Source organism: bacterium (genome assembly GCA_035295165.1).
GTDB lineage: Bacteria > Sysuimicrobiota > Sysuimicrobiia > Sysuimicrobiales > Segetimicrobiaceae > JAJPIA01.
The window spans coordinates 81,495-98,595 of record DATGJN010000116.1 but is presented as its reverse complement, the minus strand read 5'-3'; the positions used below and the strand labels follow the sequence as shown (position 1 = coordinate 98,595).

The following is a 17,101-nucleotide window of genomic DNA, read 5'->3' as shown; positions in this document are numbered from 1 at the left end:
TGTGGTTCCCACACACGTTGTTGACACTCGCGACCGCTGGGACCCGCCCTTCCAGCGCCGTGTGGGGGCGATGGTGATTGTAGTAGTGCAACCACTTCGGAAACGCGACGCGGCGCTCCTCGTTGGAGCGGTAGAGCCGTGCGTAGGCCCACTCGCGGAGCAGGGTCTGGACGAACCGCTCGGCTTTGCCGTTGGTCTGCGGGTGATAGGGGCGCGTGATCTTGTGGCGGACGCGCAAGCGCCGAGCGGCCGCCCGGAAGTGGGGCGACTGCGTGTAACTTCAGCCGCGGTCGGTCATGATCCGTTGAATTCGGATCCCCTGCTCGGCAAAGAACCCCACGGCGTCGGTGAGGAACTGGACGACCGTGGGAGCCCGACCATCGGGGCGGATTTGGGCAAAGGCCAGCCGCGAGGCGTCGTCGATGGCCACATGGATGACTTCATAGCCGCCGCCGCGGCACCGGGTCGCGCTCGATCGTCCCCGGGCTCGGTGCCCGCCCCCCTTTGGGACCCGTGCCAGCGGCTTCATATCCAGATGCAGCAACTCCCCGGGGTGCTCGCGGACATAACGGACCGGCACGCCCGTGGAGCGGTCCAGGTCGCGCAGCCGCGTCATGCCGTGCCGCGCCAGGACGGCATAGACCGTCGAGCGGGGATGGCCGACGAGGGGGGCCAAGCGATGCGGTCCCCATCTGAGTCGCCGTCGCAGCATCAGGATCCGACGCTCCACCGCGGCGGGCACCTGACGGGGCGAGCCGTGGGGGCGGCTCGATCGATCTTCCAAGCCCGCGGCGCCCTCGCGGCGCCAGCGCCTCAGCCACTCGTACGCCGTCTCACGCGAGACGCCCATCGAGGCGGCCGCCTGACTTACGGGCCAGTGCAGCACCGTGACGCGCTGCACCAGCAGCAGCCGCCCCGCTGGTGTGAGTTTGCCGCGTGCCCGGCCCATAAACGCCTCCCAGAGTGGGGCTTAGCTGCTCTGCCCCACAGGAACGCTGGAAGGCTCTCATGTGTCAACAACCTATCTGGGAACTACAGCTAGTCTGCGTGCATTGTGGGCACTATGCATATGAAGGACTATCGTTCTAGGAGGCTGCGATGCGCGTGGATCTGTCTTTGCCCGACGGCTACCGGGCGCGGGAAATCCAGGGATACTTGTACCTGTTTGATCCCCAGGGTATTCCCCTGGTTGGCCCCACCGACGCCGACGCGGTAGAGGCGTACGCCTGGCGCGACGTGTGGCGTCAGATCGATCGGGAGCTCAACGAGGAACTCGCGGACCTCCGCGCGGGCATCCGACCACTGCACGGGTTGCGACGGCTGCGGCAGTATATGCGGATGGTGGACGCCACGTCCCAGGCGCCGCGCGATGCGAAGGCGGGGCGGCCGGCGCGCAGCGCTGCCGTGCTTTGGGAGGGTGCGGCCCGCTGGGGGGCCTTCGCCGCGGCGGCGGCGGCGATCGCCGGCGTGTTCTTGCTGGCGTCGCTCAACATCGCGCGCGTTCCTGAGAACCCGGGGTCGCTGGCGACCACGAGCTCTCTTGTGACGGCGTTCCTGGCGAAGCGTCCGGCGTCTGAGGCGCCGGCCAGAGCGTCCGGGAACGTGCGGATCATTTCGACCACGGGTCCGGTCGAGACGGCTCACGCCGGCGCGCGCGCCGTACGCGCTACGAAATATCGGCCGCCGATCCTGGGCTACGTGGTCAGTTTCGGGGAGTTCACCCGCGACGCCAGCGCGGACAGCATGATGCATTTCATCCGAAGCAAAGGGTACATCGTGGACGTCTCACCGGTTGGACAGGACTCCTTGGTCGCGAGTCGGCCGTATCGCACGCGGGCCGAGGCTGCGCGGCTGGCGAATGCGTTGCAGGAGATCGGCCTGCCGGCGCAGCTAGCAACCACGCACGTCCTCTAAGGCGTCTCGCCCGACGCGCACGCCCTCGCTCCGCTTGTGGTATCGTTGAGCGGTCCCTCGATGCCGTTCCCCAACGACCCAGCGACCTCCGTGGGGAGGTGTGCCGGGGTGCCCCGGTGACCCGCGAATGATCGGCGGACCACCCGCCGCCGTCGAAGTCTCCCCGCGGGCGGGCCCGGCGACCCCCGCGGCATAGCCGAATCTCCGTTCGGGCAAAGCGAGTGTACCGCCCTGCCTGAACGCGACCCTCTCGTTCCACTCGGACGAATTGGAAAGGCGAGTTCCGGGTAAAGTAGTAGTAACGCCGCGGGATCTTGTGTGCGCGCTACGAACGGAGAGGCGGCACTAACAGCTAGTCCAACGCGAGGACGCCATGCTTCCGCCGGTTCTGGGCATCATCCCGTTGCTGATTGAGATCTTTGCCGGTTTCCTGGCCGGCACCGTGGGGATGTCGCTGATCTCCAGCCCGACCCTGAGAGCGGTTGCGCAGAAGGCCCAGCCGAGCATCGGAATCGTCCTCGCCGATCGTCCGTCCGGCACGGTTTCAGGCACGGCGTTCGTGGTCGATCGGGGGATGGCCGTCACATCGTATCACGTCGTGGTCGGGTCTTCCCAACTGCGCGTCAAGTTCCCAAAATCGGCGTGGGTGGAACCGACGATCGTCGCTTCGGACGCCAGCAGCGACCTGGCGATCCTGGCGATCTCGGACCCGAGTGTGCCGCCGCTTCCCCTCGGCGACGCGGCGTCCGTTCGCGCGGGAGATGACATCCTCGCGTTCAGTTTCCCGTCGGTCGCAGATCTGACCAAACAGTCGCAGGACAAGGACAAGCAGGCCCGAGCGGCGCTCGTGACGGAAGCGACCATCAAGGCGCTTCGCAATGGGGTACTCGTCTTCCAACCCAAGCAGCGTCTCGGGGACGACGGTGGGCCGATTATGAACTTGAAAGGGCAAGTGGTTGGAACGGTGCGGGGGCAGCTTCCGGCGAGTGACGCCGCGACCAGCTTCGCAGTTCCGGCCGACGCGGTGAAACTGCTGCTCGCGGACGCGTTGAAACGTCAGGCCGCCGCGCTGACGCCGTCGCAGCAACCTCCGCCGGCCGCACCGGGGCAAGCGCAGCCTTCGCCCCCCACGTCACCGTCTACGCTCTCCGTGGCGCAACCGGTGAAGGAAGTGGCAGCCCCGCCACAGCCGCAGGCGCCCCCGCCGGTGCGCCCGCAGCCACCGCTGCCGCCGCACGTACCGCCCGCGGTCCCGTTGTTCTCGGTTGTGGCGGAGTCACCGCCACCGCCTCCGCCCGCTCCGACCCAACCGCAAGAGCCGGTATCGGCGCCGAGCCAGGCGCAGGGATCGGCACCGGCGCAGCCGCCGCATGCCCCGCCGACGGCACCCGCGCGGCCGCGCACCCCTCCGACGGCCCCCGCTCGAACGCCACCCGCGGCGCCCCCACGGTCGACGACGGTGACGCCTTCGAGACCGGCCGCGCCGTCCGCGGATCACTTCGCCGTGGTACCCGGCACGCGCGTCGGTCCGGTGAAACTTGGGATGCCGGTTCAGGACGTTCGGGCAACTCTCGGGGCGCCCTCCAGCACCGACTCCCAGAACGACGGCACCACGCTGGTGCGTTGGTACAAGCCTCCGCGCAACGACGGCATTGGCGTGCAGGTGACGAAGGGTGGAACGGTGGATCGGATCTGGGCGATTAACGACGGGCGCTTCACGACGGTGAAGAATGTCCACATCGGGAGCACCGAGGCCGAGGTTCGCGCGGCCCTGGGCGCGCCCTCGAATGTGGCCGTGGACGACGCTGGCAAGACCAAGACGCTGTACTATCGAGCGCTCGGCCTCTGGTTCTACATTCAGCTCGACCGCGGGCTGCTCTTCTACAACCAGGTCTACGAAATCGGGGTGCTGGGGCGCTGACGGGCGGGCGACGTCTCGCGCAAGGGAACGGACGGCGTTCGCGGGTGTACGCACGTCTAACACGGGCCCACCGTGGGCACGATACCAAGTGCGTACCCATAGAGCGCCTCACGAACAGGCAAACCCGGAGTAATCCGGGGACGCAAAGCCACAGAGCCACGGCATCGTGGCTGGCTGGGCCGCCGAAGAGGACGCTACCAATCCCGCGCGATCGCGGGAGGAGGTGGCTATATGCTTCGGCAGAAGGTCCTCGGCAAGCGCATCGACGAGTTTCTCCTCGACGCGTTCATCGTGTGCTTCGCCGCCGGTAATCTCGTCCATTCCCTTGCGCCCGTGGCCGCCGCGACGTTTGTGGTGGCGGTGGTGCTCTGTATTGATTTCTCCGCGCGGCACGCCCATCCGTTCCTGTACGATGCGCCGAAGGGGCGCCGCAGCATCCCGAGAGACTACGGCAGGCCCGGGTAGGGGCGGCTCGCGGTCCGACGACCTGCCCGGTCTACCGCGACCTCTTTCTGGGCACGAAGTACATATCATGGAGCGAGAGCGCCGCAACATCTCACGCATTGGACGCCAGCGTCGGGGCGAGTTCGAGGCGTCGCTTCAGCGCCTGCGGGACTTGGGGCTGCCCAACTGGGCGGTGCAGTGTTACGGTCGCGCTGCGCGGATCGCCGGGCAACTCCCCCATGAGCTTCTGTGCCGGGTGGGAGAGTGGACGGCGAACCAAATGCTGGGCGCGAACCCGAACGGCAATCCGTCGGGCAGCCTCATCGACCCGGATCTTCCATCGGACCCGCGTCCCGGCGACGAGCCGGGCTCCGCCGCCGCGGCGCGCAAGAGAGGGCGGGCCCACTAGCGACGAGTGCGTCCGGTTGGATCCGTGCTCCCGCGGACAATCGAGGCTACCGGTTTCCGAGGAGTCGACGCGCCGAGAGTGGTCGGCGCGTCTTGCTTCTGGAAGTCTAAGGCCTCTCGTCAGGGGGCACGACCACAGTGAGCGCTCCACTGGGACGGATCGTGCATTCCGGCTCTTCACGATCGGAGGAATCGGGCGATGCCCGCGACCATTAGCCTCGGCTCGACCGGAGACGATGTCAAGCGCCTGCAGAGAGTCCTCGCCCGCATGTTGCTCTGGAATCCGTTCGGGCCGATCACCGGCGTCTTCGACGCCGGCCTCCAGACGTCGGTCGAGAATTTCCAACAGAGCAACGGCCTGACCGTGGATGGGATCGTCGGTCCTGCCACGTGGGCGAAACTGCCGAGCTACCGGGAAGCCTCCCCCACGTTGCAGCTCGGATCGACGGGGCCGGCGGTGGCGTGGTTGCAGCAGGCACTGACCGGTGCCGATGTCGTGATCCAGTTCGTGCCGTACGCGGGTCCGATCGACGGCATCTTCGGCCCGATGACGGAGACGGCCGTGCGCGCGCTGCAGACGTGGGGCGGGACCACCGTCGACGGGGTCGTCGGCGACGACACGTGGTTCACGTGGATGACGCCCGGCTCGGCGCAGCAGCTCACGCTCGAAGCGGCCTGCGGGCTCCTGCGCGGCCTGTTGTGAGCCCCAAGGATGGGGGCGATGCCTGCGTGGGGACGCCTTGACCACAGGGAGTCGATGGATCGATGACGGCGATCAGGCCTCAGAAGGGCCCAGGCGAGCGGAGGATCCCGGAGACGCGGGCAAGCATCACCCTGAGGTGGCCGCGCGAACGCATCGATGTGGTCCATGCGGAGGCCCGGCGTCGAGGCCTGACCGTGACGGATTTTCTTTGGTCCCTCGTTACGGAAGCGGGTACACGGCAGGAGGGCGCTGATCCGTTCTTGCAGGTGATGCTCGAGGAGACGGAGGCGCTGTGCGCGCCCCGCGAGGAGATGACGGGGCCTCGCAAGGCCGCGCTTCTCCTGCACAAGGTCCGGATTCTGAAAGCGATCCATCAGTACGCCGGGAACGTCCCTCCACAGGAGTGGGGAACGCTGCTGGCAATTGCCGGGGAGCTGCAGGCGGTCGCGCCCGAAGCCCCGGAGCGTGCGAGCCCGGGTCCCCCGAAGAGTCACGACGGACGGCGCAGGCGCCAGGAGGCGCAGGCTCTGGAATCGGCCGGAACCGCCGCCCAGGAACAACTGGCGCGCCAGATACAGGAAGCGCAGGCACGGGCGCGCGCCGCGCTCGGGCATCCGCTCCCACGGCCTGTTGGGGAGACAGCCGGCGCGCTTCCACCCGCGCACGACTCCCACGAATAGGAGCCGGCTTCGTTGACGCGCCGGGGCCAGCCGGCCGGGGGCGCGCCGTGCGCTACGCTGTGGACGGAAGCAGCAAGCCGGGATCGGGGCGGATCATCTCCAACTCGGAACCGGTGAGCCGAACGAAGTTGTCCTGCTTTACGTCTTCCAAGAGCCGATCGAGGCCCGCGTCGAGCCGCGAGAGCTCGAGCACCGTGCACGACGCCGTGCCTTCGGTCCCCGCGTCGTGGGGGGACGCCGCATGCGACATCACATAGACGCCCCTCGTGAGCACGCCGGGCACCGCCCGCTCAAACGCCGCGACCGTGTCCGCAAGCGTGCGGATGTCCTCGTCGGATGGCGCGCTTTCCCTGGCGCGGAACAGGAGCACCGTGTCGTGACAGAGCGCGGCGAGGTCGACGTCTGATCGCGCCGTGCCTTCGGCGACGGCGACCGTGTCGCAGTGCCGGCGCTGCAGGGCCGCTTCGACCGCCTCGCGAATCCACCGGGTGCTCCGAATGAACTCCTCGCCCTGCGCGCTGAGGCTGTACAGGACGTCGTGGGCTTCCTCGCTCAGGGGGCGGCGGCAGTGCGGACAGCGCAGCGTCAAGGGCATGGCGGTTTCGACTTCAGTAGCGTCTTCTCCGATACCGACGATCTGACCGCTCTCCCGGCACACGAGCACGAACGCTCTCTCCACGAACTTCTCGGGAACGAGTCGGTCCATCACCTCGGGATCGACGGGGGTTCGGGAATGGTCGGTGATCGTGTCCGTCCGAGAGCGCAATATGGAGGGCCGCCCCAACACCAGCGGCGCGTGCTGCAGGGCGAGCAGTGCCTGCGCCGCCGCGAGCGGCCTGGCGCCCGAGGCCGGCGACGCGGCGGGCCGATCGAGGCCGAGGATCGGCAGCCACTCGTGCCGGAACCGTTGAATGCGCGCGGCGCCGTTGTTGGCGACGGCCTCCGTATCCAGCACGAGCCTGACCGCGGTACAGACACGGTGGGCGTCGTTCTGGGACCGGCCGAGCGCGAGAATCGAGACGACCGTCCCCGGCGTCCCGTTTGGCGCCGGTCGCTCACACAGGAGAACCCTGGCGGTGGAATCGGCGGGAGGAATCAGCGCGTCCACGGTGCGGGCCGCTTCAGGTCGTCCGCCAGGGACCGGCAAGGCGACGCCGGGCAGGTACCGTCGAACCAGTTCGGCCGTGTCTCGCCGCAGGCTCTGATAGCCGCTGTCGGTCAGCAACGACGAGATACGCTCGCCCGCATGTGTTTCGTCCCCGAAGTACTCGTACTCGACGTACTCGAAGTCCATGGCCTCTCCCGCCTGTGCGCGCAGCGTTGATCTCGGCAACGCGACCGTAACATCTCTTGCCCAATTTGCGCCCGAAAAAGACGGACCGGTGGGCGCGGGGGGGGGCGACGGCCCCCTGGGTCACGCGCCTCGGCCGATTGGGCCGCGGCGGGTTCCGAGGCGATCGATCGTGTACCTTCGCCGCCGGGTCATGCCCCAGTGGGCGCGGTGACACGCCGGGCGGATCGCGGGTCCTCCGCCGCGCGTGTTGCGCGGGACGATCGCGTACAGCGAAAGCCCTGGGTCGGAGGCTCGATGCTGTCAGGGTCGGCGTGTGCGATACCGACGAACGGGTGCACGTGGCGAGACCACGATGAGGCCCGGCGGCGCCGTGGCCCCGCTGACCCCGTGGTGTGCGGTCGCCAGCTCGGCGAGACGCGGCGCCTGGCCTCTGGCTGCGGCCTGCGAAACCGACGCCGGCCGCGCTCGCCGTTGAGCCGCGCGGCGACGCTGATGCCTCACGTCCGGACGATCACGCCCAGGTCCACAAGCCGCCGATCGAGATCTCGCAAGCGCCGCCGATGCTCGATTTCGGCCGTCACAGCGTCCTGCACGTAACCCAGGATCGCCGCCTCCATCGGCTGCTCGGTCTGCTGTTCGCGCGCCCAGACCAAGTCAGAGAGCTGACGCGCCAATTCCTTCAATTCCACGGGCGCTCTCCCTTCTTGCGCGGGTGGCTCCAGGCGTCGAATGCCTCACGAGCCCCGCGCTGAACATGCCCACCCAGCAGGCGCCATAGACGGCGGCGCGCGTGTTCTCGCGCGGCGCCGCCGCCCGAGCGGCATTTGGTAGGCGTGTCTTTCGGCCGCCAATTTTGGGCACAATCGAGAAGCGTAGGGTGCGTCCGTCCTGCTCGCGCCTCCGAGGGCAGCATTCACAAGACATCTGGCGGTGGGGTGTTCTAATGGATCACGATGAGTGGAAGCAGTGGCTGGCCGAGGCTTCGTCGCTCCTTGACGGAATGGACAACGAGGTTACGGATCGCGTCCCCGACTGGGACACGTTTCGGGCGACCTTCAAACAGGCGGGGGGAGCCGCGGAGGCGCTGCAGGCGGAGACCGCGGTCGCCCACCAGCAACTAGCCGCCGCCTATCGGTCCGAGGGGAATCTCGCGCAGCAGGTGCTGCGTGACGCGCATGCCTGCGCCAAGGCGCTGCTTGTTGCCGGCCGCACGGCGGCCGATGAGATTCTTGCCGCGGCCAGGGCCGGTGGGGATCGGGCGCGGGAGGAGGCCAAAGCCTCCGCGATCGCGACGTTGCGAGACGCGCGCGAGAAAGCCGAGGAAGCGGTCGCGTCTGCCGAGCGCCTGGCTGCGCAGAAGACGGCCGAGGTGCGACACGAGGCCGAGTTCATGCTGGAAGAGGCGCGCCAGAAGGCCGGGGAGGCCGTGGCGACCGCAGAACGGGAGGCCGGGCAGAAGGTGGCCGACGCCCAGCACGCGGCTGCGTCGCTGCTGGAGGACGCGCGCCAAAAGGCCGCGGAGGCCATGGCGACCGCGGAGCGGGAGGCCGGGCAGCAGGTGGCCGAGGCCCAGCACGACGTCGAGCTGATCCTGGAAGATGCGCGGGAGAAGGCTGAGAACGCGGTGGCGACCGCGGAGCGGGAGGCCGGGCAGAAGGTGGCCGAGGCCCAGGTCATGCTGGACGATGCGCGTCAGCGGGCGGACGCTGTCAAGAGCGACGCAGAACGATATGTCGGCGACCTGATCGCCAGAATGGAACGTCTGCTGCCGCAGCAAGAAGAACTGGCGCGGGCGTTCCAGCATCTCATGCAAGAGTATTCGACCGTCGTCGACACGGTGGGGCGCGTCCAGACGAACGCCCGCAGTGAGGTCATTCCCAGGTTGCAACGCCTGATTGCCTCGCTGCGGAGCGGCGACCCCGTCGACGTCGCGGAAGAGCACGCCCCGGCGTCGAGCGGCGGTTCGGAGCTCGGGCACATCGTCGCGGCGAGCCGCGCTGAGGCCGCCGACTATCCCGGCTCGAGCGGAACGTCCTCGGGACCGAACGGTATGGTCGATCCTGCTCGGCGGAACGCGCACGCCGAGACGCACGGTGCGGTCGAGCGGGTCGCCGACCAACCCGAATTGGGGCAGGCGCACGCCGCGGCGAGCGGCGCGCATGCCACGGATCAGGCCGGTCCGCGACAGGGACCGACCGCGTTGACCGGCACGGTGGCGTTGGAGGGAACCTCGGACGCGCTGACCGATAGGTTCGTGGAAGCGATGGCCCGGTTGCCTCACGTGAAGCGGGCGGTCCTGGCCACCCGGTGGCAGGTCCCGCGGCTTGCCATGATTGACGTCACAATCGACGGCGACTCCTTGACCAGCCTCGACTTCTCGCAGCTCCAAGAATTCACGGTGCGGGTGACGAACACGACGCAGACGATGGTGGTACTCCGCGTGGAGGAACGCGTCGATCCCGTGGACGTGGTTACCTCTCAAAGCGGGAGCGCCGACCGGAGCTGATCCGGAACCCGTGACCGTTCGCCGGGACCCGCCGCCGGCTTACGGCGGCCCCGGCGCGCGCCAGCGCGTGCCAACGGCAGGACGACTTTTCCGCATGACCTCACGATCGCGCACCGGACACCCCGTGGGGGACGCCCGACCCTGCACGAGCATCGCACGATGCCGGCAGGCCTCGAGCGAGCTGGCGGCGTATGGACACGACAACCCGGTCACGCCCCACGGGCCGAGGGGATTGTCCCGCAGATCTATTCGACGTAGTAGACGCAGACGGCGAAGAGAGTAGACCGCAGCGGACGCAGGGTCGTCGGCGGGCCGCGGCATGGCGACGAAGTCGCCGCTCGCCCGCGGTGGCCGCACCATGCATGGGGAAGGGCACACCGGGCGACCGGAGGAGGCATCCGACCATGCATCGCGCATCGGCGAAGACGCGCTTGGCCTGGGTCGCCATGCTCCCCGGCCTCCTGGGGGTCCTTCTCGCGGGGGCGGCGGCCCGGCCGGCATTTCCGCAAACGCCCGGTACGGTGTCGGTGGTCGTCCTCGGATACCGCGCGCCGGCCAGCACGGTCGTCCCCGACGACGAAATGGAACTGCTCGCGATGACGAACGAAATCCGTACGGCACGTCAGCTGCCACCGCTGCTCATGAGCGCAGCGTTGCGGACGGTGGCGCGGGACCATTCGCGGGACATGGCGCTCTCCGGGTACGTCGGTCACGACTCCCCGCAGGGGCAATCATTCCTCGCGCGGCTCGCCGACGTCGTGCGAGGTGGCACGGTCGTCGCGGAGAACGTGACCGCGGCGTTGACCGTGGAGCAGGCCCACAACGCGTTCATCCACAGCCCCGGCCACCTCCAGAACATCCTGAACCCTGCGTTTCGTAGCGTCGGCGTCGGCGTCGCCACAGCCGGCGCCGTGGGGTTCATGGTGACGGAGGACTTTTCACAATAGCGAGGACATCGCTCGGACTGACGTCGACTCCTCAGCCACCCCAGCCTTCCGCGTCCTTCGACGCCACCGTCGCCAACGGCGTGGGCCTCCCGATCCCGCCTACGGTCCGGTTCGGCGTCGACACCATCGGAGGAGCGGGAACGCACTTTTCTCAACGAGAGGGGTGCCAGAGACGGCGGCCCACGAGACGAGCGGAGTCGCGGCCCGTCGGTACCAGGGGATGACGTGGGGGACGCCTTGGTCCGGGGGTGGCGCGACCGCGGCGCCCGCGTGCGGACCGGGTGCGGGTCAGAGGCCGAGCGTTTGCGCGACCCACAGCGCCGCTTGGCCACGAAGGAACTGGCCGCTCGGCCACGCCAGCGAGGTTTCCGCGGCGGTTTGAATGTCCTGTCGCTCCTGATCAGTCAGAACATCGTTCGGCCGCAGGGTCATGTCGTCGAATCCGCTCATGATGCCGGCGACGCCGAGCAGGTGAGCCGCGACGAAGAGGGGTTTGTCGTCGAACGGGACGTCGGCCCACCAGAACAGCGGCACGCCGGCATCGAGCAGCGTGTGCTGATACTGGCCGAGCAGCCTCGGTGTGCTCCAGACGTCGCGCGGCGAGACGTGCTGCTGGATACAGAACGCGGCGAGCGCGCCGGCCGACTCGCCGATGTTCCATTCGACAGGATGCAGGCGATAGGCGCCGTTCGTGATGTGCGTGACCCCAATGTTCTTGCACGACGCGAGGACGTTGGTCACGCGCACAGGAACCAGCGCGCCCATCGGGATCTGAAACGGCTTGATGCCGACGAACGACTGCGGCATCCCCACGGCGGCGAGCCCGTGAATGTCCATCCCGCCGTACAAGCCGATGCCGCACGAGTCGGCGTACGGTTTCGCGCGCGGGCCGGCGTTGAGGGCCGCGTCGAGGTCTTGCTGGACGATCGTCCGCAGGGCCTGGATGCGGCGGGACTCCCGGATGTACGGCGCCGCGGCGGTGCCGTCCGGGGTGTCGAAGAGGTCGCCGCGCGGTTTGAGCTCCGGAAAGCCGAGCCGGCTCGGGGTGTCGTCGCGCGGGCATTCCGTCTGGAGCCAGTAGATGTAGCCGAGCGCGGCCTGCCGCGCGGCCTCGATGACTGCCAGGTCGGCGGCCGGATCCCCGGTCGGCAGTGTGCCTCCCTGGTAGTCGTTGCCGAACGTGTTGATCATGCTGAGATCGAAGGGGAGCGCCGGATCATTGAAATTCGTCGCAGCGATGAAGCGCCGGTACGTCCACATGTCCTTGCCGGGCACAAACATCGTGCTGATGTACCCGTCGAGGATCGTGTAGTCTTGCATGGCCTTCAGCCGATCGTAGTCGGCGGGCTTGGCGATCGTATAGTTCTCTCCGGCCGGTCGGCGCTCGAGTGCGATGGCCATGGTGATCGGCTGAATCCAGTCGGGACGCGGCGCATCTGGGGCTCCGGGCTCTCCGGTCTGTGAGTGGCTCTCGGCGCCCAGGACGTGCTCGACGTTTGCGAGCGGCAGCAGCTCGCCGAGATCGGTGGCGTCGAGAAAGAACTTCGCGACATACCGCGTCGCGGTGCCGCCGGCGTCGGTGGCCGTGACCGCCTGTACCACGTCGCCCTGCACCTCGGCGGCGGTCACCCGTGTGAGCGGGCGAAAGTGGATATTCGGGCTGGCGGTGAGCTGTTGAACCAGCACGTCGTGCCCGACGCGAGGATGCATCGAGAAGCCCGGGTAGTCGCCCCCGGGGTTCAGCGCCGGTTGCTGCTGTCCGGCCGCTGACAATCGGAAGTTGTTGCGGTAGTAGAGGCGCACCAGATGACGAAACTCGCGGTAGGACGCGGTGCTGCCCACCGTTTCGACGTAGCGGTTCTCGTCGGGTTTCGTCACCCCCTGGGCGGTGAACTGCCCACCGGCCCAGGCCGTGGCTTCGAGCAGACATACGCTGGCGCCCATGGTGGCCGCGCGCAACGCCGCCGCTACTCCGCCGAGACTGGCGCCGACCACCAGGATGTCGTAGGTGACGTCAGCCGCGGGCATGCGCCCACCCTCGGAAGGAACCGGCGCGGCGGGGTGCGGCGGGCCGCCGTGCGCCACGTCGACCGGGTGGCTCCGTGTTCACCGCCGGTCGATCCAATCCGGATGGCTCGGAATCGCGACCACGGCGACGCCGTCAAACCAAGCCTGCACCCCGGCCGCGACTTGAATCTTGACGCGCGCCGGAAACAGGCCGCTCTCGTTCTGCGCGGATCCGACGGCGAACAGGTATTCCCAGTTTCCGTTCCCGGAGTGTGCGACGGTGACGAAGTCCACCCACGTGTCGGTCGTCTGCAATCGGATCGTTGCACCCGGAGCGTAGGCTTTGGCCCAGCAGCCGACGCCGTAGGTCCGTCCGGCCGCACACTGCATGCCCGGCTGGCTGATCCACGTTTCTCCCGCGGAGGCATCGACCTTCACGCTGAAATGGCCGCCGCCGTCATTTCGGACGTTCGCAAACGTGGCGTCCGGCGCGGCGGCTTCGGCGGACACGCCGCCCGCCCCCTCAAGCGCCCAGCCGATCAGGAGTGCGTTGGTCCATTGTTCGAAGCCCGCGTTGGCGATCTCAAGCCCCGGCGCGCCCGTGCCGGCGAGCTCGTGCAGCAAATTGCTCGTGATCTGATCGACCGACGTCCACGTCCCATCCGCGCTCAGGCCGCCCGCCCAGTTCACCGTCCCGGCGGTAAAGGCCGTGCCCCCGCGCTGATACAAGCCCATGGTCGCGTGCCCGGCCTGCCCCCCGGCCGCCCAGTCGGTCAGGTCCGCCGTCGCCAGCACGACGAAGTTCTTCGGCGTCCCGTCGGTGCCAAGCACGATGGGCGGGGTGCGGCCCGGCGCGATCAGCGCGGCATCGGTTTCATAGCCGATGACGGTGTCGTCGACACTCGTGCCCTTGCCGAACTCATCGCCGTTGGCCAGGCCGGTGCCCCGGAACACCCAGTGCGCCGCGTTGGTGACCGTGTACCCCCGGTACCGCTTCGCCGGGTCGATCGGATCGTTCCACCAGCCCGCGCCGTTTCGGTACCCGACGCCCGTCATCGAGTTCTCCGGCCGGAGCAGCGGCGCTTCGGCCCAGCGGACGGTGATACGCTGCGGGTCCTGTCGATCGGGGTCCGGGACACCGATGTCCGTTTCTTTGTAGCACATCATGATACGGCCGCCGTTGCTGAAGTCGAACCGGATCTGCCAGTAGCACGTGTTTCCACAGAAGAAGCACACGTTGCCGCCGTTCGCGATGAACGTTTCCACCTGGTCGCGCATCTCCCACGACCAGTACTCGTCGTGCCCGAAGCTGAGCAGCAACCCGTAGGTCTCCAGCAGCCGCGCGTTCGTGTGCAGGTCTACGGCGGAACAGTACTCCACCTCCGGCGCGTGGGCGTCGGCCCATTGCAGGAAGGGCACCTGATACTGCTCGTACAGGGTCAGATCGGCGTACGGACGGTCAAACGAGATCCTCGGGGCAAACGGGGTGCTGTACAGACTCCGGCCGCCCCACGCATTGTACGCTTGCGCGGTCGTATCGTTGAGCTTGACGAGGATCTTGGATTTCGCCCCGGGGACGGCGGCCCGCACGACGAACGGGATCCACGCGACCTGGTCGGCAGACGTGATCTTCCCGACATAGTACCCGCTGGTCCAGCCTGGCGGGACGGTGATCTGGCATCCGGCCGCCGGCGGCCACCCGCAGCCACCGACGGCGAGGCTCGCGTCGTCCTGGTCCCCGGGCGTGAACGCGGTGCCGTTGCAGGTCTGGACGAGTTGATCGGCGAGCCCGCGGCGGTAGATCTCCAACGTGAAGCTGCTGTGCGCTTGGTCGGCGCGGACACTGAACGTCACGGTGTCCCCGGGTGCCGCCGACGTCGCCGACGCGTAGCCTTCTATCGTCGCCATGTCCGTCTCCGCCCCGGCGCTGCGTGCAGCCTATTCATGCGGTGGACGCGGATCGCGCACCGATTCCATCCGGGCGCGCGACAGCGCCGTCGCCCACGTCCCGCGGGGTTCGTTGATGACCAGGTCTTCCACCGCGGCGTGGACGGCCATCAGCTCGCCCTGGGAGAACGCATCCACTTGCAGGAGCACGTCATCCTTGTCCGGCGCCCCGTAGAGGCCGTGCGGGACGACCCGCGTGCGGGCGCACCACCGTTCCAGGATGGATCCGAAGAGCGGTCGCATCGTCCCGATCCAATAGACTTTGCCGTCGACGCGGTTCCGCACCTTGGTCGTGATGCCAAGTTTGTTCATGACCCTGTCCTTGCCGTCGTCCAAACGTAGAATGTGGGTTGCCACAATGCGCCACCACTTTGCTAGGATTTGGAATCCCCTGTGTCCGGCTTATGCCCACCGCGCGCCCGTCTTAGAACGCCACGGCGCTGGGGCGCGACGCGTGTCGGACGGCGGCAGGGAATGCCCCGCGCCGTGCCAAAGTGTCTTGGGAGCGGTCAGGTTTCCCGCCAGACTAAGCATCGTAGCAGAGACTGACGTCGGGACTTCTAACCCCGTTCGGTTCCCGCTCGTTTCGGGCCGGCGACGGGTATTGTTTGCCGTCCGACGTTCCACGGCTACGAGGGAGGTGGCATCGGGTGCGCAGCCAGACACGAACGCTGTTGATTATCGTGATTGGGCTCTTTGTCTTGTTGGGACTCGTCGTCTTCGGGCGGGGGTATTTTGTGCGGCAGAGCGGGTTGATCGACCCGCCAAAGTGGGCGACAGGCGATCAATGGACGTGGCACAACTCGGGCGGCCCGGACGTTTCGTTCAGCGTGCTTCGCGTTCAGCCGGACTGGTACGAGGTCCAGGTGCGGACGCGCACAAGTACCCAGACGATCCGCGTCGGCCAAGACCTCTCGCTGCAGAACGCTGACTGGTTCCGATTCCAATGGCCCCTCACGCCCGGGCACACCTGGGTCTACCAGGTGACCGGCACTGCGAACGGTCGCAACGTGACGTGGCAGGGGACCGCGCGCGCGGCGGCGCTGGAATCCGTGACCGTGCCCGCGGGCACGTTCGAAGCGGTGCGGATCGACGGCCGCCACTGCAATCTCACCGCGGGTGGGTGCGGTACCTTCACGATGTGGTACGCGCCGAAGGCTGAGTACGTGGTCAAGTTGGTCGTTGGCAACACGCCGTACTGGATACCCGCGGTGAGGGGCTTCCGGCAGGAACTGCTCTCGTATCAGGTGCACTAGCCAGGCCCGAGATCCGCGCCGCGCGGCTTCGAGCACGGGCACGTCCGCGGGGGTGAGTGGACGCAGACCAAACGCACGATGCCTTGCGGCCTGCGTCCAGATCGGCGGCGTCCACGCGCGGGGGTGCGCGGCCAGCCTCTCTTGCCGCCACGACGCGGGATGCGCGGTGAATGCGGGCGCCCCTCCGGATCCGAGGTCAGAGGCGATCGGAGGGTCGGCCTGCCCCGGTCCGTGGGTCAAGCATGTCTCTGATACCGTCCCCGAACAGGTTGAACCCGACGATCGCGAGGATGATGGCGATTCCGGGGACGGTGGCAAGCCACGGCGCGACCGTGAGGAAGTTGCGCCCGGCCCCGATCATCGCCCCCCAGGAAGGCGTGGGCGGTTGGACGCCCAGGCCGAGGAAGCTCAGGCTCGCCTCGATCAAGATGGCGCTGCCGATCCCGAGGGAACACTGCACGATGAGCGGGGAGAGCGTGCTCGGGAGGACGTGCCGCCCGAGCACCCGCGCGTCGCTCGCCCCCATTGCCCGCGCGGCTTCCACGAAGTCCTGCGCCCGCAGCGAGAGCACGCTGGCCCGCGCCAGCCGCGCAAACGTCGGCGTATAGACGATGGCCACGGCGACGATCGCGTTGAGCATCGACGGGCCGAGCACCGCGACGATGAAGATCGCCAGGAGCACCACGGGAAATGCGAGGAGCGCGTCCAGGCACCGGCCGATCACCGCGTCGAGCGCCTTGCCGTAGTATCCGCCGAGCAACCCGAGGAAGACACCGGCCAGGGCCGCCACGACCATGGTGCTGACGCCCACCAGCAGCGAGATGCGTACGCCGTACACGAGTCGGCTAAGATAGTCCCGGCCGATCGTGTCCGTTCCCAGCAGGTGCGCCCGCGACGGCGGTTGCAGGCCGATCTCGCTGAACTGCGCGTAGGGGGAGTACGGGGCGATCCATGGTGCCAGGGTGGCGGTCAGCACCATGGCCACCACGAGCACCAAGCCGCCGACGGCGAGACGGTTGTGCCGAAAACGACGCCACACGCCTGGATTCCCTCAGCGCGCCGGGCGCCCGGCTG

General features: G+C 68.2%; 15 protein-coding genes, 1 pseudogene and 1 riboswitch. Of the genes and pseudogenes, 9 read left to right on the top strand and 7 right to left on the bottom strand.

What is annotated here, in order from left to right; all coding sequences use genetic code 11:
* Nucleotides 1-949 (bottom strand): annotated as a pseudogene (locus VKZ50_21150) (IS481 family transposase).
* Between the two features lie 149 nt (nucleotides 950-1,098).
* Between VKZ50_21150 and VKZ50_21145 the strand changes: the two are divergent.
* The 6 genes from VKZ50_21145 (at nucleotide 1,099) to VKZ50_21120 (ending at nucleotide 6,070) form a co-directional block, all read left to right on the top strand.
* Nucleotides 1,099-1,914, top strand: coding sequence for a hypothetical protein (locus VKZ50_21145; protein HLJ62236.1), 816 nt, complete (start codon nucleotides 1,099-1,101; stop codon nucleotides 1,912-1,914).
* A gap of 373 nt (nucleotides 1,915-2,287) precedes the next feature.
* Nucleotides 2,288-3,835 (top strand): serine protease, encoded by a 1,548-nt coding sequence (locus VKZ50_21140; GenBank protein ID HLJ62235.1) that lies wholly within the window; start codon nucleotides 2,288-2,290, stop codon nucleotides 3,833-3,835.
* A gap of 107 nt (nucleotides 3,836-3,942) precedes the next feature.
* A riboswitch (cyclic di-GMP riboswitch) is annotated at nucleotides 3,943-4,022 on the top strand.
* Between the two features lie 44 nt (nucleotides 4,023-4,066).
* Complete coding sequence (locus tag VKZ50_21135; GenBank protein ID HLJ62234.1) at nucleotides 4,067-4,300, top strand: hypothetical protein; 234 nt, start codon at nucleotides 4,067-4,069, stop codon at nucleotides 4,298-4,300.
* 67 nt (nucleotides 4,301-4,367) lie between these two features.
* On the top strand, nucleotides 4,368-4,688 hold the full coding sequence (locus tag VKZ50_21130; protein HLJ62233.1) for a hypothetical protein: 321 nt from the start codon (nucleotides 4,368-4,370) through the stop codon (nucleotides 4,686-4,688).
* A gap of 198 nt (nucleotides 4,689-4,886) precedes the next feature.
* A complete protein-coding gene (locus tag VKZ50_21125) occupies nucleotides 4,887-5,390 on the top strand; it encodes a peptidoglycan-binding protein (protein ID HLJ62232.1) in 504 nt (167 codons plus the stop codon).
* Between the two features lie 194 nt (nucleotides 5,391-5,584).
* Nucleotides 5,585-6,070, top strand: a complete 486-nt coding sequence (locus VKZ50_21120) for a hypothetical protein (GenBank protein HLJ62231.1) — start codon at nucleotides 5,585-5,587, stop codon at nucleotides 6,068-6,070.
* A 52-nt stretch (nucleotides 6,071-6,122) separates the two neighbouring features.
* Here the strand turns inward: VKZ50_21120 and VKZ50_21115 are convergent, their stop codons facing one another.
* Entirely contained in the window at nucleotides 6,123-7,364 is a 1,242-nt protein-coding gene (locus VKZ50_21115) for a hypothetical protein (protein ID HLJ62230.1), read from the bottom strand.
* A gap of 497 nt (nucleotides 7,365-7,861) precedes the next feature.
* Nucleotides 7,862-8,053 (bottom strand): hypothetical protein, encoded by a 192-nt coding sequence (locus VKZ50_21110; protein HLJ62229.1) that lies wholly within the window; start codon nucleotides 8,051-8,053, stop codon nucleotides 7,862-7,864.
* Between the two features lie 254 nt (nucleotides 8,054-8,307).
* Between VKZ50_21110 and VKZ50_21105 the strand changes: the two genes are divergently transcribed.
* Together VKZ50_21105 and VKZ50_21100 are read left to right on the top strand one after the other, a co-directional pair.
* Nucleotides 8,308-9,870 (top strand): hypothetical protein, encoded by a 1,563-nt coding sequence (locus VKZ50_21105; GenBank protein ID HLJ62228.1) that lies wholly within the window; start codon nucleotides 8,308-8,310, stop codon nucleotides 9,868-9,870.
* A gap of 404 nt (nucleotides 9,871-10,274) precedes the next feature.
* Nucleotides 10,275-10,817 carry a CAP domain-containing protein gene (locus VKZ50_21100; protein ID HLJ62227.1) on the top strand — a complete coding sequence of 181 codons (543 nt, stop codon included), beginning with the start codon at nucleotides 10,275-10,277 and terminating at the stop codon, nucleotides 10,815-10,817.
* 288 nt (nucleotides 10,818-11,105) lie between these two features.
* Here VKZ50_21100 and VKZ50_21095 read toward each other — a convergent pair whose 3' ends face one another.
* The 3 genes from VKZ50_21095 to VKZ50_21085 all read right to left on the bottom strand — a co-directional run bounded on the left by VKZ50_21095 (nucleotide 11,106) and on the right by VKZ50_21085 (nucleotide 15,128).
* Nucleotides 11,106-12,845 (bottom strand): FAD-dependent oxidoreductase, encoded by a 1,740-nt coding sequence (locus VKZ50_21095; protein ID HLJ62226.1) that lies wholly within the window; start codon nucleotides 12,843-12,845, stop codon nucleotides 11,106-11,108.
* 78 nt (nucleotides 12,846-12,923) lie between these two features.
* On the bottom strand, nucleotides 12,924-14,732 hold the full coding sequence (locus VKZ50_21090; GenBank protein HLJ62225.1) for a N,N-dimethylformamidase beta subunit family domain-containing protein: 1,809 nt from the start codon (nucleotides 14,730-14,732) through the stop codon (nucleotides 12,924-12,926).
* A gap of 30 nt (nucleotides 14,733-14,762) precedes the next feature.
* Nucleotides 14,763-15,128, bottom strand: coding sequence for a hypothetical protein (locus VKZ50_21085; protein ID HLJ62224.1), 366 nt, complete (start codon nucleotides 15,126-15,128; stop codon nucleotides 14,763-14,765).
* A 293-nt stretch (nucleotides 15,129-15,421) separates the two neighbouring features.
* Between VKZ50_21085 and VKZ50_21080 the strand changes: the two genes are divergently transcribed.
* Nucleotides 15,422-16,027 carry a hypothetical protein gene (locus tag VKZ50_21080; GenBank protein ID HLJ62223.1) on the top strand — a complete coding sequence of 202 codons (606 nt, stop codon included), beginning with the start codon at nucleotides 15,422-15,424 and terminating at the stop codon, nucleotides 16,025-16,027.
* Between the two features lie 196 nt (nucleotides 16,028-16,223).
* Here the strand turns inward: VKZ50_21080 and VKZ50_21075 are convergent, their stop codons facing one another.
* Nucleotides 16,224-17,066, bottom strand: a complete 843-nt coding sequence (locus VKZ50_21075) for an ABC transporter permease (GenBank protein HLJ62222.1) — start codon at nucleotides 17,064-17,066, stop codon at nucleotides 16,224-16,226.
* Nucleotides 17,067-17,101 lie beyond the last annotated feature (35 nt).

Excerpts from the sequence above, each read along its gene's own strand:
- VKZ50_21145 (HLJ62236.1), top strand. The coding sequence starts at position 1,099 with ATGCGCGTGGATCTGTCTTTGCCCGACGGCTACCGGGCGCGGGAAATC.
- VKZ50_21140 (HLJ62235.1), top strand. The coding sequence starts at position 2,288 with ATGCTTCCGCCGGTTCTGGGCATCATCCCGTTGCTGATTGAGATCTTT.
- VKZ50_21135 (HLJ62234.1), top strand. The coding sequence starts at position 4,067 with ATGCTTCGGCAGAAGGTCCTCGGCAAGCGCATCGACGAGTTTCTCCTC.
- VKZ50_21130 (HLJ62233.1), top strand. The coding sequence starts at position 4,368 with ATGGAGCGAGAGCGCCGCAACATCTCACGCATTGGACGCCAGCGTCGG.
- VKZ50_21125 (HLJ62232.1), top strand. The coding sequence starts at position 4,887 with ATGCCCGCGACCATTAGCCTCGGCTCGACCGGAGACGATGTCAAGCGC.
- VKZ50_21115 (HLJ62230.1), bottom strand. The coding sequence starts at position 7,364 with ATGGACTTCGAGTACGTCGAGTACGAGTACTTCGGGGACGAAACACAT.
- VKZ50_21105 (HLJ62228.1), top strand. The coding sequence starts at position 8,308 with ATGGATCACGATGAGTGGAAGCAGTGGCTGGCCGAGGCTTCGTCGCTC.
- VKZ50_21100 (HLJ62227.1), top strand. The coding sequence starts at position 10,275 with ATGCATCGCGCATCGGCGAAGACGCGCTTGGCCTGGGTCGCCATGCTC.
- VKZ50_21095 (HLJ62226.1), bottom strand. The coding sequence starts at position 12,845 with ATGCCCGCGGCTGACGTCACCTACGACATCCTGGTGGTCGGCGCCAGT.
- VKZ50_21090 (HLJ62225.1), bottom strand. The coding sequence starts at position 14,732 with ATGGCGACGATAGAAGGCTACGCGTCGGCGACGTCGGCGGCACCCGGG.